Annotated in this window: 18 protein-coding genes; 11 read left to right on the plus strand and 7 right to left on the minus strand. The window is 41.5% G+C overall.

What is annotated here, in order from left to right; translation table 11 throughout:
* The first annotated feature begins 19 nt into the window (after positions 1-19).
* A complete protein-coding gene (locus tag NSQ64_RS03995) occupies positions 20-334 on the plus strand; it encodes a YerC/YecD family TrpR-related protein (RefSeq protein WP_003214053.1) in 315 nt (104 codons plus the stop codon).
* Between the two features lie 250 nt (positions 335-584).
* Here NSQ64_RS03995 and NSQ64_RS04000 read toward each other — a convergent pair whose 3' ends face one another.
* The gene (locus tag NSQ64_RS04000) at positions 585-1,205 is read right to left on the minus strand and encodes a helix-turn-helix domain-containing protein (protein WP_008344268.1); all 621 of its coding nucleotides are present in this window, start codon (positions 1,203-1,205) and stop codon (positions 585-587) included.
* Positions 1,206-1,679: 474 nt separating this feature from the next.
* Positions 1,680-3,260 (minus strand): FMN-binding glutamate synthase family protein, encoded by a 1,581-nt coding sequence (locus tag NSQ64_RS04005; RefSeq protein WP_341015182.1) that lies wholly within the window; start codon positions 3,258-3,260, stop codon positions 1,680-1,682.
* A gap of 139 nt (positions 3,261-3,399) precedes the next feature.
* Between NSQ64_RS04005 and NSQ64_RS04010 the strand changes: the two genes are divergently transcribed.
* On the plus strand, positions 3,400-3,630 hold the full coding sequence (locus NSQ64_RS04010) for a hypothetical protein (RefSeq protein WP_017366762.1): 231 nt from the start codon (positions 3,400-3,402) through the stop codon (positions 3,628-3,630).
* A 1-nt stretch (position 3,631) separates the two neighbouring features.
* On the opposite strand, the gene NSQ64_RS04015 is transcribed toward NSQ64_RS04010, so the two are convergent.
* Positions 3,632-4,033 (minus strand): DUF2283 domain-containing protein, encoded by a 402-nt coding sequence (locus NSQ64_RS04015; RefSeq protein ID WP_341015184.1) that lies wholly within the window; start codon positions 4,031-4,033, stop codon positions 3,632-3,634.
* Positions 4,034-4,306: 273 nt separating this feature from the next.
* Here NSQ64_RS04015 and NSQ64_RS04020 point away from each other — a divergent pair, with 273 nt between their 5' ends.
* The 5 genes from NSQ64_RS04020 (at position 4,307) to NSQ64_RS04040 (ending at position 11,901) form a co-directional block, all read left to right on the plus strand.
* Positions 4,307-4,999: a heptaprenylglyceryl phosphate synthase gene (locus NSQ64_RS04020; protein WP_341015186.1), complete on the plus strand. Its 693-nt coding sequence runs from the start codon at positions 4,307-4,309 to the stop codon at positions 4,997-4,999.
* A 57-nt stretch (positions 5,000-5,056) separates the two neighbouring features.
* Positions 5,057-7,279, plus strand: coding sequence for a DNA helicase PcrA (gene pcrA, locus NSQ64_RS04025; RefSeq protein ID WP_341015188.1), 2,223 nt, complete (start codon positions 5,057-5,059; stop codon positions 7,277-7,279).
* A 44-nt stretch (positions 7,280-7,323) separates the two neighbouring features.
* The gene (ligA, locus tag NSQ64_RS04030; protein WP_341015190.1) at positions 7,324-9,330 is read left to right on the plus strand and encodes an NAD-dependent DNA ligase LigA; all 2,007 of its coding nucleotides are present in this window, start codon (positions 7,324-7,326) and stop codon (positions 9,328-9,330) included.
* Positions 9,331-9,345: 15 nt separating this feature from the next.
* On the plus strand, positions 9,346-10,533 hold the full coding sequence (locus NSQ64_RS04035) for a CamS family sex pheromone protein (protein WP_008344253.1): 1,188 nt from the start codon (positions 9,346-9,348) through the stop codon (positions 10,531-10,533).
* A gap of 360 nt (positions 10,534-10,893) precedes the next feature.
* On the plus strand, positions 10,894-11,901 hold the full coding sequence (locus NSQ64_RS04040) for a phosphotransferase enzyme family protein (RefSeq protein ID WP_056408172.1): 1,008 nt from the start codon (positions 10,894-10,896) through the stop codon (positions 11,899-11,901).
* A gap of 44 nt (positions 11,902-11,945) precedes the next feature.
* Here the strand turns inward: NSQ64_RS04040 and NSQ64_RS04045 are convergent, their stop codons facing one another.
* Complete coding sequence (locus tag NSQ64_RS04045) at positions 11,946-12,638, minus strand: MgtC/SapB family protein (protein ID WP_008344247.1); 693 nt, start codon at positions 12,636-12,638, stop codon at positions 11,946-11,948.
* 168 nt (positions 12,639-12,806) lie between these two features.
* On the minus strand, positions 12,807-14,288 hold the full coding sequence (gene putP / locus NSQ64_RS04050; RefSeq protein WP_061418249.1) for a sodium/proline symporter PutP: 1,482 nt from the start codon (positions 14,286-14,288) through the stop codon (positions 12,807-12,809).
* Between the two features lie 410 nt (positions 14,289-14,698).
* On the opposite strand from putP, the gene gatC reads away from it, so the two are divergent.
* From gatC to gatB, 3 genes are read left to right on the plus strand one after another with little or no spacing between them, the layout of a single operon-like run.
* On the plus strand, positions 14,699-14,989 hold the full coding sequence (gatC, locus tag NSQ64_RS04055) for an Asp-tRNA(Asn)/Glu-tRNA(Gln) amidotransferase subunit GatC (RefSeq protein ID WP_003213898.1): 291 nt from the start codon (positions 14,699-14,701) through the stop codon (positions 14,987-14,989).
* 14 nt (positions 14,990-15,003) lie between these two features.
* On the plus strand, positions 15,004-16,461 hold the full coding sequence (gene gatA, locus NSQ64_RS04060; protein WP_007496857.1) for an Asp-tRNA(Asn)/Glu-tRNA(Gln) amidotransferase subunit GatA: 1,458 nt from the start codon (positions 15,004-15,006) through the stop codon (positions 16,459-16,461).
* A gap of 13 nt (positions 16,462-16,474) precedes the next feature.
* Positions 16,475-17,905 carry an Asp-tRNA(Asn)/Glu-tRNA(Gln) amidotransferase subunit GatB gene (gene gatB, locus NSQ64_RS04065; protein ID WP_341015195.1) on the plus strand — a complete coding sequence of 477 codons (1,431 nt, stop codon included), beginning with the start codon at positions 16,475-16,477 and terminating at the stop codon, positions 17,903-17,905.
* A gap of 182 nt (positions 17,906-18,087) precedes the next feature.
* Here the strand turns inward: gatB and NSQ64_RS04070 are convergent, their stop codons facing one another.
* Positions 18,088-18,933: a TetR/AcrR family transcriptional regulator gene (locus NSQ64_RS04070; protein ID WP_341015197.1), complete on the minus strand. Its 846-nt coding sequence runs from the start codon at positions 18,931-18,933 to the stop codon at positions 18,088-18,090.
* 131 nt (positions 18,934-19,064) lie between these two features.
* On the opposite strand from NSQ64_RS04070, the gene NSQ64_RS04075 reads away from it, so the two are divergent.
* Positions 19,065-22,289, plus strand: a complete 3,225-nt coding sequence (locus NSQ64_RS04075) for an efflux RND transporter permease subunit (RefSeq protein ID WP_341015199.1) — start codon at positions 19,065-19,067, stop codon at positions 22,287-22,289.
* Positions 22,290-22,517: 228 nt separating this feature from the next.
* Here the strand turns inward: NSQ64_RS04075 and NSQ64_RS04080 are convergent, their stop codons facing one another.
* On the minus strand, positions 22,518-23,471 hold the full coding sequence (locus NSQ64_RS04080) for a nucleoside hydrolase (RefSeq protein ID WP_341015201.1): 954 nt from the start codon (positions 23,469-23,471) through the stop codon (positions 22,518-22,520).
* Between the last annotated feature and the right edge of the window lie 38 nt (positions 23,472-23,509).

The raw sequence follows: 23,509 nt of genomic DNA on the forward strand, positions 1-23,509 counted from the left end.
AAGGAGAAGATGTATAAAGATGCAAATTGATAAATTAAGGGGCAAAAGCTTAGATCAGTTATTCAACTCCATCTTATCCCTTAAAGACCTGGAAGAATGTTATCGATTTTTTGATGATTTGTGCACCATCAATGAAATCCAATCTTTATCACAGCGTCTTGAAGTAGCACGTATGCTTCGCGAGGGAAACACGTATCATAAAATTGAGACGGAGACAGGTGCAAGCACTGCAACCATCTCACGAGTCAAACGCTGCTTGAACTACGGAAACGATGCCTATACAATGGCACTTGACCGCGTAGCAGAACAGCAGGCAAATGACGAAACAAAATAAAACAGCTTTCACTGTAAACAATCCTTTTCAACAAGAATGGCGTTGTTTACAGTTTTTTTATGAAGAGCGCTGAAAAAACAAACAAGGACTGGCTAAATGAAGCGGTCCTGTTTTTTATTTTCTTTCTCTTTCGTATTTCTTGACTATTTTGTGCAATAGATTTGTCTTATTCCCTATTAGGAACCCCAAAAATCAGTACATTAACTGCATCTAATAGACTGTGTTGTGGAACTCTATTCTAAAATTTTGTTTAATGATTTGATTTCCTCCATGTAGGGATGAAAAAGTAAATGTTTATTATAATCAGAATGGAAATACCAAAAAGTAATGAAACCAATGTATTTATATTTCTTTCAAAAGGCAATATTTCATATAGAAAATAGGATGTCACTAATAAACAATCAAGCCCTATTATTTTTTTTGAACCAGATTTTCTATTAAAGTAATCACTGGCCCCAATAAATGTTAAAATAAATCCAGTCAAAAACAGAACTCCCCACCAAATGTGTAAATACCAAATAGGTAGTTGATATGCAGCTGGGTCAAAATAGGCGCCTGTGTAACCTAAAAAACTGATCAACATTAGAATTCGACCAAATACTGCTGAGAGTTGCATCCTTATATCTTTTTGATTTGGTTTAATGCGATTTTCTTGGTCTTTTTTCCAAGAAGGTTGTTCTGGAGATACTAATTCTTTTATGTCGCTATCAAATAATTCAGCTAATTTTATTAAATGTTTCATCGATGGTTCTGATTGATATGTTTCCCATTTTGATACTGCTTGCCGACTCACTCCTAACTGCTCAGCTACATATTCTTGCGATAACTTTAAAGCTCTTCTTTTATCAGCAATATTGGAACCTAATGACATCTTGCAACTCCCCTTTATATTATGTTGATTGTCATTGTAATGGTTTTATAAGTTGCACACTACCAACCACTATGCAACTATTGGTTGCAAAAGCTTAATTTAACTAGATACTTTAGCTATGGGTTTTGATAGTACGGTTAATATGATGGATATCTAACAAGAATGGTACAATATCCAGTCAACATTGAGAAGGTTCGTTTGCACCATGTATTTGATTTCAACTTAATGAAAGTTTTTTAATAACATCCAAGCAGAATGCATGCAATTGAATGCTCTAGGTTGTAGAGCAAATTGGCAGTTAAGAAATTAGAAGAGAGTTTTTTTAAAAATGGTGATGTACCAATGTTAATAAAGTCCAATAAAAAAGCAGGGAGGCTCCCTGCTTTTTTATTCTGTGTATATTCAATTTTTCATTTATTTGTTAATGTACTGTGTTGGTGTCATTCTGTTTCTCTAAGACTCTAAAATTTTACACTAGACAGACGGCTGTGTCCCTGAAAAAATAGGGATTTCACTTGTCTGACCATTTTCTTGTCTGTAGACAATATGTTTCTCATTAAAATGAATGGGAGATTCAATTCCTGCGGCTGCGGATAAGTTAAACAAACCTTCTCTTAGAGAAAGGATATAATTGCAGACTCGGTATTTCTTTTCTTCAATGGATAAACCCTTTTGCAGCTTTGGATCAGTTGTTGCGACCCCGACTGGGCATTTATTCGTATGGCACACTTGTGCGCGAATGCATCCGACTGAAAACATGAGTCCCCGTGCGATATTGACAAAGTCAGCACCCATGGAAAGGGCAATCGCAATTTTATCAGGTGAGAGAAGTTTGCCAGAAGCAAAGAGTTTTACCTGATCTCTGACACCGTATTCTTTCAATATTTGATGAACCATAGGGAGTGCCGTGAAAATCGGCAGCCCTGCGGCATCTGCCAATTCATGAAAGGATGCACCAGTGCCGCCTTCTCCGCCATCCACTGTAATGAAATCAGGATGCTTTCCGCTTTTTTTCATGTACGCTGCAAGTTCCTCAATGTTTTCTTTATGTCCGACCACAAGCTTGATGCCGACAGGCTTTCCGCCTATACTTCGCAACTGTTCAATGAAATCAAACATATCAGGAATGGAGTGGAACATCTCAAATCGATTTGGACTGTCAATGGATTGGTGGGGCGGCAATTTACGGATGCTTGCAATTTCTTCGGTGACCTTTTCACCGTCAATATGTCCGCCGCGTGTTTTAGCTCCTTGAGCCAGCTTCAGCTCAAAGGCTTTGACTTCCTCGTGCTCACTTTTTTTCTTAAACTCTTCAAATGAAAATGCGCCATCCTCTGTTCGAACCCCAAATAAACCAGGCCCAATCTGGCAAATGATATCGGCGCCCCCTTTGAGATGGTAAGGCGAAAGCCCGCCTTCACCTGTGTTCATCCATGTGCCGCCAGCCATTTTTAACCCGGAGGATAGAGCCGTAATCGCCCGGTCGCCTAATGAGCCGTAGCTCATGGCTGATTGACCGATCAGGCCTTTTACGCGGAAAGGCTTTTGACATGTGTGCTCGCCTATCACTTGTACATCGTCTTGATGGAGATAGTAAGGTTTTGCTTCGACCTCTTTGGTATGTTCACTTCTTCTCAGTAAATTGTCTTGATCGATCTGATACACTTTTGTTTGGATTTTTTCAGATTGATCGATGCGTAACTCATCTCGCTGCTTTGGAAATAGGACGTTGCGAATATAGTAACCAGGCTTGTCAAAATCACGTTTTGATCCAAAGCCCATTGTCCGGCTTTTGTACTTCCCAGAAATGACAGCTTGCTCGTATTCTCTTCTTGAGAAAGGAAGCTCCTCTCGATCATTTAGAAACAGATATTGACGAAGCTCAGGTCCTATTTTTTCAAAAATAAACCGTAGCTTTCCAATGACCGGATAATTTCGTAGGACAGAATGCTCTTCCTGTTTTTCATCTCGCATCCAAATCCAGATGAATAAAATGATTGGTATGATGAAAAAAATCACTAATAATGCGCCAATGACAATGAAAGTTGTTGTCACGAAAATCCCCTCTTTTCTCTATCATTACTGTTGTTATTCCACTTTTCATTGAAAGAGAAACCACTTCAACAGATTGTGACGTTTAGAAATGAAAAGGCGGGGTAACTTACAAATAAGATCATAAGGGGAGGGAACATACATGAATAAGCGTCCGAATGCGTATGTACTTGCAGGATTAGGGGTTGGTGGTGCAGTGTTATTAGCAGTGAAAAATAAACAGCATCTCAAAAAATGGGCAAGCATGTTCCGCTCAGATGAAAAGGTTCCTGAAAAAGCTGGTCACCCTGATCCGTTAGATATTCAAGACAATAAGATGGTCGATGAAGGGGCCATGACATCTGTTCATTATTTTAATGAAGTGAGACAATAGTTTAGAAAAACCGTTTTGACCATTCAAAACGGTTTTTTCTTGTCTTTTTTTTGATGTGATATCGAAGAGGATCGACAATCGTAAAACCGATCAACCCTCCGTGATCAGGCGTCGAGAAAAGAAATTCAATGCCCGATAAATGATAGGTTGAGAGAACTTCCTGATCCGTAAAACGTAACGAAAGCTCGTCCTCATAAACGGGTGTGTGCTTCAACACCTTGGCTTCTTCTGCAAATAACTCCAGCCCAGCCACTCGGCCCTCTTTGTCGATGTCTACGTTCACACATTTATTCACGTCTAATTCAATGGTTTCTTTGATTGTCCCGATTCGAGGCGGGATGAGATAGATGTATCCGATATCGATCGTTTGGTCATATGTGATGGTTCTTTTCAAATCATTCACCTGCTTGGTCGATAGTAAAATGTTCCTTTCATGTATAATATCATGTGATGAGATGAAGTAGCTCTCATTTCAGTTCAGTATCCATCTATTGATCTCCCTCAGCTCCTCTTGAAGTGGAGCTTTTCATATAGTCTCCATTCACCTCGCCTAAAGTGAAAATCGACTATTTTCAAAAGAATGAAACTTTTAGCTGAAGGAGGTTACCCATTTTTTGCGGTGTCTGATTTTGTTATAATATTTAAATGGAATGAAACGAATGGAGGAACGTTTTTCATGTATGATGTTACCGAGTGGAAGCATGTCTTTAAACTCGATCCAAATAAAGAGATTTCCGATGAACAACTTGAAGCGATTTGTGAATCCGGTACGGATGCCATTTTAATTGGGGGCAGTGACAACGTGACAGAAGACAACGTGCTGCAACTGATGTCAAAGGTGCGCCGCTTTCTTGTGCCATGTGTCCTTGAAATCTCGACACAAGAGATGATTGTGCCTGGCTTTGACCTGTATTTTATCCCCACTGTGTTAAACAGCACTCATCCTGATTGGATTGTTGGTCTGCATAAGGATGCGATGAAGGAATACGGTGATTTGATGTCAATGGAAGAGATTGTGCCGGAAGGATATGTCATCTTAAACGAAGAGTGTAAAGCGGCTAAGCTGACAGAGGCAAATACGGCACTGGATATAGATGACGTAAGGGCATATGCGAGAGTGGCAGAGCACTTGATGAAACTGCCCATCTTTTACTTAGAATACAGCGGGACGCTTGGAGACATAGAGCTTGTGAAAGAAACCAAAGCAGTGCTACATGAAACGGTTCTATTTTATGGCGGCGGTATTGAAAGCGAAGAGCAGGCGAAAGACTTTGCACAGCACGCAGACGTTGTCGTAGTGGGAAACGTCATTTATGACAATTTTAAAGAAGCGTTAAAGACAGTCGACGCAGTGAAAAAGTCATCATAGTCAAACAAGACGAAACGGGTTAAAATAGAACATAAGTTCGAATTGGCGGTGAATGAAATGAATGAAATATCGAATCATCTATTAGAAGGGCTGAATGACGCGCAGAAAGAAGCGGTCAAAGCAACAGACGGGCCGCTGCTACTGATGGCAGGAGCAGGTAGTGGAAAAACACGAGTGCTCACGCATCGAATTGCGTATTTAATGGCAGAAAAGCATGTGGCACCGTGGAATATTTTAGCGATTACCTTTACAAATAAAGCAGCAAGAGAAATGCGTGAGCGTGTACAAGCCATTTTAGGGCCTGGTGCGGATGACATTTGGATCTCTACGTTCCACAGCATGTGTGTGCGCATTTTACGACGCGATATTGACCGTATTGGTGTGAATCGCAACTTTTCTATATTAGACACATCTGATCAGCTTTCAGTCATTAAAAACATTTTAAAAGAACGAAATATCGATCCTAAAAAGTTTGATCCACGTAGCATTTTAGGTTCAATCAGTAGTGCAAAAAACGAACTCATTGACGCAGAGGAATACGCTAAAACTGCTGGTGATTTCTATGATCAAGTGGTCAGCGATGTCTACACAGATTATCAAAAACGATTACTCAAAAACCAATCACTCGATTTTGATGATCTTATTATGATGACGATTCGTCTGTTTGAGCGGATCCCTGAAGTATTAGAACACTATCAGCGAAAATTCCAATACATTCATGTCGATGAGTATCAGGATACAAACAGAGCGCAGTACATGCTTGTGAAATTGCTCGCTCAGCGTTTTCAAAATATATGTGTGGTCGGTGACTCGGATCAGTCTATCTATCGCTGGCGTGGAGCGGATATTACAAACATTCTTTCCTTTGAAAAAGATTATCCGTCCAGTGAAGTGATTTTGCTTGAGCAAAATTACAGATCGACTAAACGTATTCTGAATGCCGCAAACACGGTCATTCAAAACAATTCAAACCGTAAGCCAAAAAACCTTTGGACAGAAAATGACGAAGGAGCGAAGATTGCCTATTACCGCGCAGATAATGAATTCGGTGAAGGTCAATTTGTCGCTGGAAAGATTCGTCAGCTCCATCAGAGCGGCAAACGTAAGTTATCTGATTTTGCGATCCTCTATCGAACGAACGCTCAGTCACGTGTCATAGAGGAAACGTTAATGAAGGCGAACATTCAATACAACATCGTCGGCGGTACGAAGTTCTATGACAGAAAAGAGATCAAGGACATTTTGGCTTACTTACGCCTTGTGTCAAATCCAGATGACGACATTAGTTTTGCGCGCATTGTCAACGTACCAAAGCGTGGAATTGGGGCGACTTCTGTTGATAAAATTGCCGCATACGCAGAAATGAATGATCTCTCTATGTTTGAAGCACTTGGTCAGGTGGATTTCATTGGACTCAGTGCAAGAGCAGCCAATGCACTTGATGAGTTCAAACAGCTCATTGATCAAATGACAAATATGCAGGATTATTTATCTGTCACAGAATTAACGGAAGAGATCCTAGAGAAAACAGGCTATCGTGAAGCACTGAAGGTAGAAAAAACAATTGAAGCACAAAGCCGTTTAGAAAATATTGACGAGTTTCTATCGGTCACTAAAAACTTTGAAGAACAAAATGAAGATAAATCACTTGTCACCTTCCTGACAGACCTCGCCCTCGTCGCAGACATTGATAAGCTGGATGAGGCTGAGGAAGAAGATCAGGATGCGGTCATTTTAATGACCCTCCACGCAGCAAAAGGACTTGAATTCCCTGTTGTGTTCTTAATGGGAATGGAAGAAGGCGTCTTCCCGCACAGCCGTTCACTAATGGAAGATGCCGAGATGGAAGAAGAGCGCCGTCTTGCTTATGTAGGGATCACACGGGCCGAAGAAGAGCTTTATTTATCAAGTGCGAAGATGAGAACGTTATTCGGCCGGACGAACATGAATATGGAATCACGATTTATCAGAGAAATACCAGCTGATTTATTGGACAACCTAAATGAGAAAAAAGAAACGAAAACACCGTTTGGCCAAACGAGAGAAAGACCGCAAAGACGAGGGCCTGTCTCACGTCCCCAAACGCAAACCATTCAAAACACAGGCGGCGGCAGCATTGGCTGGGCTGTCGGTGATAAAGCCGCTCATAAAAAATGGGGCGTTGGCACGGTTGTGAGTGTAAAAGGTAGTGGAGATAGTACAGAGCTTGATATTGCCTTCCCAAGCCCTACAGGCATTAAGCGTCTCCTTGCCGCATTTGCGCCAATCGAAAAGCAATAAACTGATAGGACTGACAAAACGGATGAAGTGAAAGGAAGAAGCAGATGGATAAAGAAGCAGCGAAACGCCGGATCGAGGAACTACACCAGATTTTGAATCAATACAACTACGAATATCACACACTGGATCGTCCAAGTGTTCCTGACGCTGAATATGATGCGCGGATGCGTGAGCTGATCTCTCTGGAGGAAGAATACCCTGATTTAAAAGCAGCGGATTCACCCTCACAAAGAGTAGGAGGTGCTGTTTTAGACGCCTTCCAAAAAGTACGTCACGGCACACCGATGCTCAGTCTCGGCAATGCGTTTCATGAACAGGACCTTCTTGATTTTGACCGCCGGGTTCGTCAAGCAGTCGGTGACGACGTCGCTTACAATGTCGAGCTGAAAATTGACGGACTCGCTGTTTCTCTCCGTTATGAAAATGGCGTGTTTGTCCGGGGTGCCACGCGGGGTGATGGGACAACAGGTGAGGATATTACCGAGAACCTCAAAACCATTCGTTCCATCCCGCTCAAAATCAATCGGCCCCTGTCGATTGAAGTGAGAGGCGAGGCATTTATGCCAAAACCTTCTTTTGAAGCCCTTAACGAAAAAAGATTACAAAACGAAGAAGAGCCGTTTGCGAACCCGCGTAATGCGGCTGCTGGCTCACTTCGTCAGCTTGATACGAAAATTGCAGCGAAACGAAACCTTGATATCTTCGTCTACAGTATAGCGGAGCTTGATGAAATTGGTGTTGAAACGCAAAGCGCAGGACTTGATCTTCTCGATGAGCTTGGCTTTAAAACGAACAAAGAAAGACGGCTGTGCCAAACCATTGAAGAAGTGATCGACCTCATTGAAACACTGAAAACAAAGCGTGCTGATTTCTCATACGAAATCGATGGCATTGTTATTAAAGTCAATTCATTGGCTCAGCAAGAAGAACTAGGCTTCACAGCAAAAAGTCCACGCTGGGCTGTTGCGTACAAATTTCCGGCTGAAGAAGTCGTGACGAAGCTGATTGATATTGAACTAAGTGTGGGGCGTACTGGCGTCATCACCCCAACAGCGATTCTTGAGCCTGTAAAAGTGGCAGGAACGACAGTGCAGCGTGCTTCTCTTCATAATGAAGATTTGATCAAAGAGAAGGATATCCGCCTTTTTGATCAAGTGATTGTCAAAAAAGCGGGCGATATTATCCCAGAGGTTGCAGGGGTCCTTGTTGATCAGCGAACAGGAGAAGAAAAGCCGTTTCACATGCCGACTGAATGTCCAGAGTGTCATAGTGAGCTGGTCAGAATTGAAGGAGAAGTGGCGCTGCGGTGCATCAATCCACAATGCCCCGCTCAAATACGTGAAGGACTCATTCACTTTGTGTCTCGTAATGCGATGAATATTGATGGGCTAGGCGAGCGAGTCATTACACAACTTTTCAAAGAACAACTTGTCTCTCGTGTATCAGACCTTTACCGTTTAACAAAAGAAGAGTTGATTCAGCTAGAACGAATGGGCGAAAAATCAGTCGATAACTTACTGCGTTCGATCGAGCAATCGAAAGAAAACTCTCTTGAACGTTTATTATTTGGACTCGGTATTCGGTTTATTGGTTCTAAAGCAGCGAAGACGTTGGCCATGCACTTTGAGGATATCGATCAGTTAAAACAAGCAACGAAAGAACAATTACTTGAAGTAGATGAAATTGGTGAAAAAATGGCCGATGCAGTTGTCACGTACTTTGAGAAAGAAGAAATACTAGATCTGCTAAATGAACTAAAAGAACTTGGGGTCAATATGACCTACACAGGGCCAAAACCGGTGAAAGTAGAAGAAAGTGATTCCTACTTTGCAGGAAAAACGATTGTGCTGACGGGGAAATTAGAAGAAATGTCTCGTAATGATGCAAAGGCAGCGATCGAAGCATTAGGCGGCAAGTTAGCAGGTAGCGTAAGTAAAAAAACAGACTTAGTCATTGCCGGCGAAGCAGCTGGAAGTAAGCTGACAAAGGCAGAAGAACTCAATATTGAAATTTGGGACGAAGCCAAAATGCTCGAGGAGCTAAAGAAATAAGAGGAGTGTTTTCTATTGAAAAAGTTGCTATTGCTGCTGACAATGCTCACACTGGTATTGTCAGCGTGTGCACCTTTTGGGGGAAAGGATGAGGAAGAGGTCACACAAAAAACGGATGAAACGAAAGAAACAGCGATCATCCCAATGTACAACATCTCTGATTCCTATTACAAAATGGTGCTGCCGTTTAAACAAGGAGCGGCAAGAGGACTAACAGCAGAGCGTCTCAATACACGCTTAGACATTGATGAATTTGAAACAGGGCTCATGCGCCTGGCAACAGAATCATTCAATACAAACGACTATTTGTTCCAAGAAGGACAGCATTTAGATGAAGATACTGTTCTCAGCTGGCTTGCCCGCAAAAAAACAGGCAGTGATCTGAAAAAAGCTGAAAAAGAAGACAAAGACTTTAAGAACTTAGGCTTAAACCCTGCTCTTCCAAACTCAGGTTCAACAAAGTCAAAAAATGAAAATAGTCCAATCTACTTAGCTTCCATGCTAGAACATAATTACTTAATCAGAAAAGATAAAAATAGCTTACAGCTTGGCGGGGTTGTCATCGGTCTTGCGCTTAACTCTGTCTATTATTATCGCGAAAATATCGGGGATCCTCAGCAAGAGGTGACCATCGATTCATCGAAAAATTCAAAGAAACTTTTAGCAGAGGGCGAAAAAATTGCGGAACAAGTCATTAAACGCCTTCGTCAAATGGACGGACTGCAAAAAGTCCCAGTCATGATTGCTCTTTATAAACAAGCACCAAAATCATCTATTGTTCCAGGAAACTTCATCGCTAAAACCGATGTAAAAGCAGGATCAGCTGATATTGGCAGTTGGGATACGATTAAAGAAGAGAATGTCTTCTTCCCTTCAGATAATGCCAAGAGCAGCTACAAAGATGATTCAGAGCGATTTGACCGCTTCAAGACAAAGGTAGAAGACTACTTCCCGAATTACACAGGTGTGGTAGGCAAAGGTTTCTATAAAAACGGGAACTTGCAAAAAATGAAAGTAGAAATTCCAATGCAATTCTACGGAAAAACAGAAGTCGTGGCATTCACGCAATACTTAACAGGTGAAGTCATGGATTACTATAAGAGCACCAATATAGAAATCAACATCACCTCTTCTGATCAGCAAGAAGCCCTCATCACAAAAAATGCTGAAGACAAAGAACCAACGGTCCATATATATGACTAAATAAAAACCGCCTTTTGGCGGTTTTTAGCGTGTAGACAAACCCTCGCATTCTTTGTCAGTCCTGCGTGCTGGTGCTCACGAATGTGAAATTCGCTCCGCGCCAGTACTCGTCCTTCCTAGACTTCAAAGGTTTTCTATCACGCTGAAAAGAAGACAAAGGGCTAAAATCAAGTTCAATTTCGCCCTTTGTCAACCATCTGAAAACCGCCTTTTGGCGGTTTTTTATTTCTAATTAGAGGAATTTTTCAACTTTTGTCAAAGTATGTGAAGAAACCAAAAGGAAAGGCAGGTATGTTGATGCTCGTATAAATGCTGATTACCGTCATGTATAAGTAAAAAGACGATAAAAGGAGAATCAGCATGCATAAAGAAGTAAAAGCACGATACGATGAACAAATGGTCTTAAAGAAAGCGGCTCTACTCTATCATTTTCAGCCAGAACAGGTCACATTTCTAGCCGATGCAGAAAATTATGTGTATGAATATACGGATGAAAAAGGGTCAAGTTATATATTGAAAATTACCCATACCATTCGCCGCTCAAGCACATATATTCTAGGAGAAATGGACTGGATTCGGTATTTATCTCAACATGGAATCTCAGTAGCTAAACCGGTTTTATCCGCAAGAGGAAAAGATGTTGAAGCGATTCCCGATCAAGCAGGAGGCGCTTTTTTGCTGAGAGTGTACGAAAAGGCGCCTGGCAGAAAAGTGACCGAAGCAGATTGGAATGGACAGTTGTTTCAAGCGTTAGGAGCCTATACTGGGCGTATGCATCAAACGACTAAACAATATCAAGTGAAAGATCCTCGCTATAAGCGTCAAGAGTGGTATGAGGAGGAGCAATTAAAGCTTGAAACGTATATTCCTTCTGATCAAACGGTTGTGTTGCAGAGAAAAGATGAACTGATGCAAAAGCTTCACCAGCTCCGAATATCCAAGGATGTCTATGGACTGGTGCATGCGGATTTACATCACGGGAACTTCCATTATCATCAGGGAGAAATCATTGCATTTGATTTTGATGATTGTGGGTATCACTGGTTTATCAATGATATAAGCATTTTGCTATACAACGTTCTTTGGTATCCGGTGATTCCGTATGAGGATAAAGCTGAATTTACGGGTGAATTTATGAGCCATTTTCTCAAAGGCTATCGACAGGAGAATGAGCTTGATGACGCATGGCTGGCGACAATACCAGATTTCCTTATGCTGCGTCATATGCTTATTTATGGGCTTTTACATCAAGCATTTGATCTCCGAACACTAAGCGCTGACGAAAGTGCCATGCTGGCGCGTTTTCGAAAGGAGATTGAGGACAAAACCCCAATTACGCCTTTTGACTTTCATCAGCTAACAACATAAATAGAAAGCCCCTTGCTATTTCACATAGCAAGGGGCTTTTTATCCTAAACCGTATCACACTTCACACCAACAACGCCTTCTAAATCTTTAATATCAAAGTACACATCGGTTGTATAGCGGTCTTTATGTACGCGAACACGTACTTCCATGATCGGATAGTCTTTTTCCTTTAAATCATCAATACGTACAGAATGAATACGAATATTGAGTGCTTTCATTTCTTTTAAAATCTCTGTCATGCGGTTTCGATCAGAAAGTGACATTCTGATGCGGATTTCTTTTTCCTGTAAGCGAATGGGTCCAATCCGCTGGAAGAGCCAAGGTAAAAATTCCACACTGACAAGAATAAAGAAAAGACTGAGGAAGGCTTCTTTATAAAAACCTGCACCTGTTGCAACCCCAAGTCCTGCTGCTCCCCAAATCATCGCAGATGTCGTAAGTCCTGAGATGACGTCATTGCTTTTGCGAAGAATCACACCTGCTCCAATAAAACCAACACCAGATATAATTTGCGCCGGTAACCTGAGTGGGTCCATTTGAAGCTTAGAGACTCGAGGGAAATTGTAGGCTGCATCAATGCTGATGATGGTTAATACGCAGGAGCTGACAGCAATGACAATACACGTTTTCAGCCCAAGCGGCTTTTTCTTAAGTTCGCGTTCAAGACCGATGATCAAACCGATTAAGGTGGCAACGGCTAATTTTAAGACCGTATCCCATTCAATTGTCCAAAACATGCGTATCGCTCCTTTCACTTCATGTACGTTTCACATCATGTATATGATCTTCTCACAGTCCATATGGCTGCACAACTTCTATTTTATTCAGAAACGGGAGAAAGAAAAGCATTTTATTTAAAAATAAAGAGAGTCATCCGCATAATGCAGATGACTCCTCATGTCTAGTTATTTTGTTTCTTCTTCGAGATGGTCTTCCATTTTGCTAAATAGCTTTTTAGAAGCTTTAGACGGTTTATTTGTTAAGAGGCTGACAATAATAGCAGTCAAACCACTTAAAATAAATCCAGGAACCATTTCGTACAATCCAGTCGTGTTGTTTAAGCCTGTTGAAATCCAAACGAGAACGACAACAGCCCCAACAATCATTCCGGCTAAAGCGCCATGATGATTCATTCGTTTCCAGTATAGACATAACAAGATGACTGGACCGAATGAAGATCCAAACCCAGCCCAAGCATAACCGACAAGGTCAAGAATGGTATCACTTGGGTTTAGAGAGAGACAAATGGCAACAATCGCTACGACTAGTACAGAGATACGTCCAATCATCACAAGTTCTTTGTCAGAGGCTTTTCTTCTAAAGAATGTACGGTATAAATCCTCTGTCATCGCACTTGCAGTGACAAGCAGCTGAGAAGAAATTGAACTCATAATTGCAGCTAAAATGGCAGAAAGTAAAAATCCAGTAATATATGGATGGAATAACACTTTAGAAAACACAATAAAGATGGTTTCTGGGTCTGCCAAAGTGGTGCTTGTTTCATGAACATAAGCGACACCGACTAAACCGACAGATAGTGAACCAATGACAGACACAATCATCCAGCTCATACCGATACGACGTGCTGGCTTTAAATCTTTTACAGTCGTAATCGCCATAAAGCGAACAATAATGTGCGGCTGTCCAAAGTAACCGAGTCCCCAAGCGAGGAAGGAAATAATGCCAATGACGCTCGTTCCTCTAAAAATATCAAGCAATTTAGGGTCAATCTGTTGAATATCATTGAATGTGGCAACAGGTCCACCTAATTGAGTAAAGGCAACGATCGGCACGAGCACTAATGCTAAAAACATAATAGCTCCTTGAACAAAATCAGTTAAACTAACTGCCAAAAAGCCGCCGAATAGTGTGTACAAAATCACGATACTAGAAGTTAAGATTAAACCAAACATATAATGAGCACCAAACGCTGATTCAAATAAGCGTCCGCCTGATACCATACCTGATGAGGTGTAAAGCGTAAAGAAAATCATAATGATGACAGCTGAGACAGCTTTCAATAAAGTAGATGAGTCTTTAAATCGTTTGTCAAAAAAGTCTGGAATGGTAATCGCATCATCAGCAACTTCTGTATACGATCTCAATCGTGGCGCTAGGAATAGATAGTTTAAGTAAGCCCCACTAATTAAACCAACAGCAAGCCATCCAGATGAAAGACCGGTTGTATACATAGCGCCTGGAAGCCCCATCAGCATCCACCCACTCATATCAGCTGCACCAGCAGATAGAGCCGTTACATAAGGACCTAACCCGCGTCCGCCTAACATATAATCATTCAAGTCATTTGTTTTTCTGAATGCATACCAGCCAATAGCAAGCATTCCAATAAAATAAATAGATAGAGAAATTACAATCTCAATACTCATGTTTCCATATCACCTTTTTCGTATTAATTTGACATCACCTCAATCAAAATATACAAAGAACAGCCTATTGAACTGTCTGCTCACTGCTATGGTTACTTAACCTATCAGAGTATTCCCAAGTGATCAACCTTCTTAAACATCCTCATCAGACAAAAAAATACGTCTATGCGTGATAAGCGTCTATATGTAAGCGCTTACTCAATTAAAAAAAGAAAAAATTTTCTGAAAAATAAAAAGTCACCTTGATGAATATTTTAGACAATGGCTGCACCACAATGACATATTAGTGGACAAAGCCTTTCTGGGCGACCTCGTAAAGTTGCTTTAGAACAGTAAAATTTGATATGATAAAGTGTATATGACTTATGATCATGACCACGAACACGTATCATTTTTGGAGGTGAACCTGCATGTCAAGAATTTCAATAGAAGAAGTAAAGCATGTTGCGCATTTGGCACGGCTTGCGATTACAGAAGAAGAAGCTGAGATGTTTACAGAACAGCTTGATAGCATCATTTCATTTGCAGAGCAGTTAAACGAGGTAGATACGGAAAACGTTGAACCAACAACACACGTATTAAAAATGAAAAACGTCATGAGAGAAGATGTTCCGAATAAAGGTCTTTCCATTGAGGCAGTCATCAAAAACGCGCCTGATCATAAAGACGGCTATATTCGTGTGCCATCAATTTTGGACTAAAGGAGGCCTGAGGCATGTCACTGTTTGACCACAAAATTTCTGAATTAAAAGAGCTTTTACATAAAAAGGAACTGTCTGTTTCTGATTTAGTGGACGAGTCTTATAAACGAATCCATGAAGTAGACGGGAAAGTACAAGCATTCCTAGCGCTGGACGAAGAGAAAGCACGTGCGTACGCAAAAGAATTGGACGAGGCCGTTGGTGAAAAGGACGAGCTTGGTCTATTGTTCGGTATGCCGATCGGTGTCAAAGATAACATCGTGACGAAAGATTTACGTACAACGGCATCAAGTAAAATCTTGCAAAACTTCGATCCTATTTACGATGCAACTGTTGTGAACCGCTTAAGAGAAGCGGAAGCTGTCACAATCGGTAAATTAAACATGGACGAATTTGCGATGGGATCTTCTACGGAGAACTCAGGCTTCAAAGCAACGAAAAACCCGTGGAATTTAAACACAGTTCCAGGTGGGTCAAGTGGTGGCTCAGCAGCATCTGTTGCAGCTGGAGAAGTACCATTCTCTCTTGGATCAGATACAGGCGGCTCCATTCGCCAGCCGGCATCATTCTGTGGTGTTGTGGGTCTTAAACCAACGTATGGCCGTGTATCTAGATACGGTTTAATCGCATTTGCTTCATCATTAGATCAAATTGGGCCGATTACGCGTAATGTTGAGGACAACGCATATGTTCTTCAAGCGATTTCTGGTGTTGATCAAATGGACGCAACGAGTGCAAATGTCGATGTCCCAGATTTTCTTTCTTCATTAACTGGCGACATCAAAGGCTTGAAAATCGCTGTGCCAAAAGAATATCTTGGTGAAGGTGTTGGCGAAGAAGCAAAAGAGTCTGTTCTTCAAGCGTTGAAAGTATTAGAAGGACTTGGTGCGACATGGGAAGAAGTGTCTCTTCCGCATTCTAAATATGCGCTTGCGACTTACTACTTGCTTTCATCTTCAGAAGCATCTGCAAACCTTGCGCGTTTTGACGGTATTCGCTATGGCTACCGTACAGACAATGCAGACAACCTGATTGATTTATATAAAAATACCCGTTCTGAAGGCTTTGGAGACGAAGTAAAACGCCGCATCATGCTTGGCACATTCGCTCTAAGCTCAGGATATTACGATGCATACTATAAAAAGGCGCAAAAAGTCCGTACGCTGATCAAAAAAGACTTTGAAGATGTTTTCGAAAAGTATGATGTCATTGTAGGACCAACAACACCAACTCCGGCATTTAACATTGGTGAAAAGACAAGCGATCCACTCACAATGTATGCAAACGATATTTTAACGATCCCTGTTAACCTTGCAGGCGTTCCAGGAATCAGTGTGCCTTGTGGATTTGCAAATGGTCTTCCATTAGGACTACAAATCATTGGTAAACACTTTGATGAAGGAACCGTTTACCGCGTGGCTCACGCTTTCGAACAAGCAACAGATCATCATAAAGCAAAACCTGAACTGTAAGGGGTGAATCAGAATGAACTTTGAAACGGTAATTGGACTTGAAGTCCACGTAGAGCTCAAAACACAATCAAAAATTTTCTCAAGCTCACCGACGCCTTTTGGTGCGGCTGCCAATACGCAAACAAGTGTCATCGATCTTGGTTATCCTGGCGTACTGCCTGTTCTGAACAAAGAAGCGGTGAACTTTGCGATGAAAGCAGCAATGGCACTGAACTGTGAGATTGCAACTGATACAAAATTTGACCGTAAAAACTATTTCTATCCTGATAACCCAAAGGCGTATCAAATTTCTCAATTTGATAAACCGATCGGTGAAAACGGCTGGATTGAAATTGAAGTAGACGGCAAAACAAAACGAATTGGTATTACACGTCTTCATTTGGAAGAGGATGCAGGAAAACTGACGCACACAGGCGACGGTTATTCACTCGTCGATTTCAACCGTCAAGGCACACCACTTGTTGAAATCGTATCTGAGCCAGACATTCGTACGCCAGAAGAAGCGTATGCTTACTTAGAAAAATTAAAATCCATTATTCAATATACAGGCGTCTCTGACTGTAAGATGGAAGAAGGCTCACTTCGTTGTGATGCCAACATTTCTCTTCGTCCGATCGGCCGTGAAGAGTTTGGAACGAAAACAGAGCTGAAGAACTTAAACTCATTTGCTTTCGTCCAAAAAGGTCTTGAGTTCGAAGAAAAACGCCAAGAGCAAGTATTGCTTTCTGGCGGCTTGATCGAACAAGAAACTCGCCGCTATGACGAAGCGTCTAAAAAGACGATCCTCATGCGTGTCAAAGAAGGCTCTGATGATTACCGCTACTTCCCAGAACCAGATTTGGTGGAGCTGTATATTGATGATGAGTGGAAAGAACGCGTAAGAGCATCCATTCCAGAGCTTCCAGACGAGCGCCGCAAACGCTACATTGATGAACTTGGACTTCCTGCATATGACGCAATGGTACTGACGCTGACAAAAGAGATGTCTGATTTCTTTGAAGCGACCATTTCAGAAGGTGCTGAAGCGAAGCAAGCATCAAACTGGCTCATGGGTGAAGTATCTGCCTACTTGAACTCGGCTCAAAAAGAGCTGGAAGATACGATGCTAACGCCGCAAGGACTGGCTGGTATGATCAAGCTTATCGAAAAAGGAACGATTTCTTCTAAAATTGCCAAAAAGGTATTCAAAGAACTTATCGAAAATGGGGGCGACGCAGAAACAATCGTCAAAGAAAAAGGACTTGTCCAAATTTCTGACGAAGGTGCACTGCTCAAACTTGTCACAGAAGCACTTGATAACAACCCGCAATCCATTGAAGACTTCAAAAATGGAAAAGACCGCGCGATTGGTTTCTTAGTCGGACAAATCATGAAAGCATCGAAGGGACAAGCAAACCCACCGATGGTCAACAAGATTCTTCTCGAAGAAATCAAAAAACGCTAAATCGCAAAAACCGCCTCATGGAAGAGGCGGTTTTTTTGTTGATGGATATGACAGGGTCTTATCACAGATTCAGACCACCGCCGTATATCAATTCATTGGTTCTTTTTTTATAATGAAGCATAAGCTTTAGCACATATTCGAAGGGGATAAAGGTGAACTAAAGTGAACATCGCCACGTATTGTCATTGGAGGAATAGCTTTAATTGTTCCACAGCTCTTTGGACAGCGGAGTCCTCACACGTTTCTAAATTTGTCAGCATCCCTTGAATGACCGGCTTGCGAGGCTCATCTTTGGCCAATTCTTCTTCAATAACTTCAATGGATACAAGGGTATCATCCGAAAGCAGATGCTCAGATTTTAACAATCGAAGCTCTTCTTGAAGAGTAGCGGCATTTGGCGCTTCATCATCCCAAATGTTTTGCTTCAGAATCGGCTTCGCATGAGAACGGAGAAGCCCATGCACCAAATCATCAAATCGGTCGAGAATAAAGGATGAGAGCTCATCACATGATAATTGCATCTGATCTTGCAAAAGCAGTACTTGCACATAAGATTGGATGATTCCTTGAATCATGACTGACAGGTCAGTTATATATGGTTCGATCTCCTGTCCATACGTGGTCAAAATAGAAATTTGGATTTCATCATTCATCTGTTTTTTAACCGTTTTGGAATAGTTTTTAATTTGCTGGTTTTCCGGAATAATGTTCTCGCTGAGGATCAAAATGATAAAATCCTTGTTCTCAGCAAAGTGCTGGAACTGTTCAGCGATTTGTTTCTGAAAGATATCTCTAGGCGCAAGATGTTGATTTTCTTTTCGAATCTTTTCAATACTTTGCATAGACGTGTCGATATAATATTCAAACGCTCTGTTGAAAAGCTGTTCTTTTGATTTGAAATGCAAATAAAATGCACCTTTAGAAATTCCGCATTCATCTGCAATTTCCTGAATGGTCGTAGAAGAAAAACCTTTTTTCGCAAACAACTGAATGCTTGCTTTAATGATTTTTTCTTTTTTTTCGTTCATGAAATAAGGCCCCTTCAGCTTTAGAATGTTACGTCAAACGCAAGTGAAATGGTTGACGGCATTGTATATCACCGTTTATTATGATATAGAATGACCAGTCAGTCAATACATAAAGGAAAATGGAGGACATAATGAATTCGATCATCAATTTTGTATTAAAGAACAAGTTCGCTGTATGGCTCATGACGATTATCGTAACAGTTGCTGGTCTATATGCCGGATTGAATATGAAACAAGAATCAATCCCGAATATCAACACTCCAGTCATTACGGTTTCTACAACGTATCCTGGCGCAACGCCGGACGAAGTATCAGATAAGGTGACAGATCCAATTGAGAAGTCGATACAAAATCTCAATGGGGTGAATGTGGTCACTTCTAATTCTTTTGAAAATGCCTCATCGATTCAAATCGAGTACGATTACAATAAAGATATGGATGAAGCAAAGAAGGAAATTGAAGATGCCATTAGCAATATCAATTTCCCAGAAAATGCAGAAAAACCAAAAATCGCACGTTTTAGCATCAATGCGATTCCAATCTTAGCTCTTAGTGTCTCCGGTGATAAAGAATCATTACAAGACCTGACACAAAAAGTGGAAAATGACCTTATTCCTTCTCTTCAAGGTTTAGATGGTGTCTCTTCTGTCGAAGCTTCTGGACAACAAATCAAAGAAGTAGAATTTTCTTTTAAACAAAAGAAATTAAAGGAATATGGTTTAGATGAAGAAACTGTCCAAAACATGATCAAAGGCTCTGATGTCAATGTACCTTTAGGGTTATACACATTTGGCAACAAGCAAAAATCAGTCGTAGTGGATGGCAATATTTTAAGTGTTAAAGATTTGAAAAACATGCGAATTCCTGTTACACCAAGTGCAAGCGGCGGTGCGGGAAGCGCAGGAGCTGGAGCGCCTTCTAGCGGCTCAGGAAATGCAGGAGCTCAAGGTGCTGATCAACAGGCTGGAAGTGCAAGTCAGCAGCAGGCAGCAGCTCAGCAGCAAACTGGTGCAGGTGCAGCAAGCGGTCAATCGGTAGAGCTGCCGACGATCAAACTTTCTGAGATTGCAGATATTAAAGTCGTGAAAGATGCAGAATCGATTTCTAGAACGAACGGAAAAGACAGTATCGGTCTGCAAATTGTCAAAGGCTCTGATGCCAACACAGTGAGTGTAGCAGAAGCAGTCACAAAAGAACTTGAAACATTCAAAAAAGACAATAAAGGAATCAAAGTCAGCACGACATATGATCAAGCAGAGCCGATTAAAGAATCTGTCAGCACAATGCTGAACAAGGCGATCATCGGAGCAATCTTTGCGATCATTATCATCATGTTGTTCCTTCGAGATATCAAATCAACATTAATTTCGGTCATCTCTATTCCGTTATCCCTGTTGATTGCTGTTTTATTATTAAATCAGCTAGATATCACATTAAATATCATGACACTTGGTGCCATGACAGTCGCCATTGGACGTGTTGTCGATGACTCGATTGTCGTCATAGAAAACATCTATCGACGAATGGCGTTAAAAGATGAACCGTTAAAAGGCAAAGCACTCGTTAGAGAAGCAACAAAAGAAATGTTTATTCCGATTATGTCTTCGACGATTGTCACAATTGCGGTATTCTTGCCATTAGCGCTAGTGGGTGGAATGATTGGTGAACTATTCATCCCATTTGCATTAACCATTGTGTTTGCTCTAATGGCTTCACTACTTGTCGCCATTACAATCGTTCCAATGATGGCTCATAGCCTATTTAAAAAGAACTTGTACGGCAAAGCGAAAAGGGTAAAAGAACACAAACCAAGCAAACTTGCTAGTGGTTATAGACGTGTACTCAATTGGACATTGAACCATAAATGGATCACGTCAGGAATTGCGATTTTGATGCTGGTCGGAAGCTTATTCCTCGCACCACTTGTCGGTGTCAGCTTCTTACCACAGGAAGCAGAAAAAACGGCAATGGTGACATACACACCAGAGCCTGGACAAACGAGAGAACAAGCCATTGCTGAAACGAAAAAGGCAGAAGATTACTTAATGAAACGGGATCATGTCAATACGGTTCAATATTCATTAGGCTCTTCAAATGCACTGACAGCAAGTGTTGGTGGAAACTCTAACGGTGCATTATTCTTCGTACAATACGACGATGACACACCGAACTTTGATAAAGAAAAAGATCGTGTGGTTAAAGCCCTTCAAGACAAAACGTCTAAAGGGGAATGGAAATCACAAGACTTCTCATCTGCTGGCGCAAGCAATACAGTGACGTACTATGTGTACGGTGACAAAGCAAGTGATATTGAAGGCACAGTCAAAGATGTCGAGAACATTTTAAAAGATGAGAAGAACTTGAAAAACGTCAGCACAAGTTTATCTGAGAAGTATGACGAATATACGTTTAATGCAGATCAAGAAAAACTGGCGAAACTAGGCTTGACCGCTTCACAAATCGCACAGGCGATCGCTCCTCAAAGTAATGAAACAACGTTGACGAAAGTAACAGAGGACGGCAAAGAACTAGATGTGAAGCTTCAAACGGAAAAAGATGAATACAAGAGTAAAAAAGATCTAGAGAATAAAAAGATCACAACACCAACAGGACAACAAGTCCGAATTGGCGATGTGGTGAAAGTGAAAGATGGCACAACAGCAAACACTGTGACAAAGCGTGATGGGAAGATTTACGCTGAAGTATCTGGTGACATGACAACAGACGACGTATCAAGTGTGACACAAGATGTCCAGAAGAAAGTTGACAAGCTTGATTTGAAATCTGGCGTTACGATTGATACAGGCGGTGTAAGTGCGGATATTGAGGAATCCTTTACACAGCTAGGACTCGCAATGCTTGCAGCGATTGCTATTGTATACCTCGTTCTCGTCATTACATTTGGCGGAGGTCTTGCACCATTTGCGATTCTGTTCTCACTTCCATTTACGATTATTGGTGCACTCGTTGGATTGTTTGTAGCGAAAGAAACCATCAGCTTAAATGCCATGATTGGATTGCTGATGCTGATCGGAATCGTTGTAACAAATGCCATTGTCTTGATTGACCGAGTGATTCATAAAGAAAAAGAAGGACTTTCAACAAGAGAAGCCTTACTTGAAGCAGGTACAACAAGATTACGTCCAATCTTAATGACGGCACTTGCGACAATTGGTGCATTGCTGCCACTCGCATTAGGTTTTGAAGGCGGAAGTCAGATCGTATCAAAAGGACTTGGCGTCACCGTTATTGGCGGTTTAACAAGTTCTACACTTCTCACATTGGTCATCGTGCCAATCGTGTATGAAATCTTAAGCAAGTTTAGACGTAAGAAAAAATACGCTGAAGAAGAGTAAGAGGAAGCCCCGCTCATGAGCGGGGCTTCAGCGTGTAGACAAACCCTCGCATTCTTTGTCAGTCCTGCGTGCCGGTGCTCACGAATGTCAAATTCGCTCAGCGCCGGTACTCGTCCTTCCTAGACTGCAAAGGTTTTCTATCACGCTGAAAAGAAGACACAGGGCTAAAATCAAGTTCATTTTAGCCCTGTGTCAACAATTTGAGCCCCGCTAATAAGCGGGTCTTTTTTATGATGAAATCTGACAAACCGCTTTTCTCATAAGCTCTTCAAAGGCCTCGAAAAAGGCATCCCGATCGACGTGGTCAATGACTTGAATCAATTTTCCATCTGGATGTTCTTCGGTACGTCCTTGTCTTGGCGATTCGGTATAAACAATTGCATTCATTTCTTTTGAACGGGTAAATGAGGTGGATGCAAGAGTGATCGTTGTCAGCACATCCCATAAGTAGTAAGTCGAGTTCGTTTCGTGATGAATGAGAGGCGGACAAAAGGCATAACATTGTCCAATAAAGTCAATCCCGATGTGAGAGCGAAGGGAAGCCCATCGTTGACGGACATCGAGTGTGAGCGGGACTTGATTCGTGCTTTCCAGTGCGACCATTTCAATTGGAAAACGCTCTTGAAATACGGTGCTCACAGCATAAGGGTCCCAAAAAGCATTCCATTCTGCTGTTCCATCATGCTCTGGTTCTTCGACATTGCCTTTTTCAAGGAATGTGCCGCCCATCCACACCAGTTTCTCAATTTTATTTGAGATGGAAGGATCTTCTTCTAACGCGCGTGCAAGGTCTGTAAGCGGTCCTGTAAAGAGCAGCGTAACAGGTTCGGTTGACTTTTTCACCGTTTCAATCAGGTGAAGATGTGCAGGAAGCTTAGATACTTTTGTATCAATAGCGCCTTTTTCATTTAAAATCGGCAGGGCATCTACATAAAAAGCATGCATGCGCCATTCCTTTGGAAATGGATTCACACCTCTAGAATTGGAAGCGGCTACTTCAATCTCATATGGGCTAAAACGATCAATAATTTTCTGAGAAGCGCTCAGCGCAGGCTCTAAATAACAATCAGCAGGAATCACAGACGTCCCGATCACTTTCAGGTGTTCCATTTGAAGAAGTAGAAATAAGGACACGAGATCATCAACACCGCCGTCATGATTGAAATAGACAGGCTTTTTCATGGCATACCATCCTTTTCATCGTTTTCTTTTATCTTATC

The sequence above is a fragment of the Bacillus sp. FSL W8-0183 genome, assembly GCF_038006825.1.
Classification (GTDB): domain Bacteria; phylum Bacillota; class Bacilli; order Bacillales; family Bacillaceae; genus Bacillus; species Bacillus altitudinis.

Excerpts from the sequence above, each read along its gene's own strand:
- NSQ64_RS03995 (WP_003214053.1), top strand. The coding sequence starts at position 20 with ATGCAAATTGATAAATTAAGGGGCAAAAGCTTAGATCAGTTATTCAAC.
- NSQ64_RS04000 (WP_008344268.1), bottom strand. The coding sequence starts at position 1,205 with ATGTCATTAGGTTCCAATATTGCTGATAAAAGAAGAGCTTTAAAGTTA.
- NSQ64_RS04010 (WP_017366762.1), top strand. The coding sequence starts at position 3,400 with ATGAATAAGCGTCCGAATGCGTATGTACTTGCAGGATTAGGGGTTGGT.
- NSQ64_RS04020 (WP_341015186.1), top strand. The coding sequence starts at position 4,307 with ATGTATGATGTTACCGAGTGGAAGCATGTCTTTAAACTCGATCCAAAT.
- pcrA (WP_341015188.1), top strand. The coding sequence starts at position 5,057 with ATGAATGAAATATCGAATCATCTATTAGAAGGGCTGAATGACGCGCAG.
- ligA (WP_341015190.1), top strand. The coding sequence starts at position 7,324 with ATGGATAAAGAAGCAGCGAAACGCCGGATCGAGGAACTACACCAGATT.
- NSQ64_RS04040 (WP_056408172.1), top strand. The coding sequence starts at position 10,894 with ATGCATAAAGAAGTAAAAGCACGATACGATGAACAAATGGTCTTAAAG.
- NSQ64_RS04045 (WP_008344247.1), bottom strand. The coding sequence starts at position 12,638 with ATGTTTTGGACAATTGAATGGGATACGGTCTTAAAATTAGCCGTTGCC.
- putP (WP_061418249.1), bottom strand. The coding sequence starts at position 14,288 with ATGAGTATTGAGATTGTAATTTCTCTATCTATTTATTTTATTGGAATG.
- gatC (WP_003213898.1), top strand. The coding sequence starts at position 14,699 with ATGTCAAGAATTTCAATAGAAGAAGTAAAGCATGTTGCGCATTTGGCA.
- gatA (WP_007496857.1), top strand. The coding sequence starts at position 15,004 with ATGTCACTGTTTGACCACAAAATTTCTGAATTAAAAGAGCTTTTACAT.
- gatB (WP_341015195.1), top strand. The coding sequence starts at position 16,475 with ATGAACTTTGAAACGGTAATTGGACTTGAAGTCCACGTAGAGCTCAAA.
- NSQ64_RS04070 (WP_341015197.1), bottom strand. The coding sequence starts at position 18,933 with ATGAACGAAAAAAAAGAAAAAATCATTAAAGCAAGCATTCAGTTGTTT.
- NSQ64_RS04075 (WP_341015199.1), top strand. The coding sequence starts at position 19,065 with ATGAATTCGATCATCAATTTTGTATTAAAGAACAAGTTCGCTGTATGG.
- NSQ64_RS04080 (WP_341015201.1), bottom strand. The coding sequence starts at position 23,471 with ATGAAAAAGCCTGTCTATTTCAATCATGACGGCGGTGTTGATGATCTC.